This is a genomic window from Acinetobacter sp. UBA3025, assembly GCF_002367915.1.
In the GTDB taxonomy this organism is placed as follows: Bacteria; Pseudomonadota; Gammaproteobacteria; order Pseudomonadales; family Moraxellaceae; genus Acinetobacter.
The window spans coordinates 9,385-9,795 of the sequence record NZ_DFDO01000122.1 but is presented as its reverse complement, the minus strand read 5'-3'; the positions used below and the strand labels follow the sequence as shown (position 1 = coordinate 9,795).

Below are 411 nucleotides of genomic sequence, written 5' to 3'. Positions count from 1 at the left end.
TTAAAAATGGTAATCGCAACAAAGGCCAAGAACGCAATAACAATGATAGTGCCAGCAGACATAATTTATTCACCTTTTTCGTTTTGATATTGAGTGCTGTGGGGCTGTACAACCAGGTCATTTCCCAAGATATCGACAACACGGACACGATCTCCAACCTGAACTTTATCCAGAGCACGGCAATCCCATTCATCCGAGCCTAAAACTGGCAGCGGAAAACGAACCCGAATCTGATCCTGTTCAAGATCGGTCTGAATCACCATGCCAATTTGGCCAATAGTGGCCTCACGCGACAAGCCGGCTTTGGTCTTGTCGATAGAAAGCGGCTTGATAAACTTAAACCAAAGCAAGGTACAAAGAACAGACAGGATGATCCAGGTCAGGATCTGGGTGGTCAGTCCCATCATCGGG

1 protein-coding gene is annotated in these 411 nt (G+C 46.5%); it reads right to left on the bottom strand.

All coding sequences use genetic code 11. The features are described from left to right. Positions 1 to 65 precede the first annotated feature (65 nt). Positions 66 to 411, bottom strand: a 346-nt coding sequence (locus B4J23_RS05350) for an NfeD family protein (RefSeq protein ID WP_291359126.1), incomplete at its 5' end; no start/stop codon positions are given.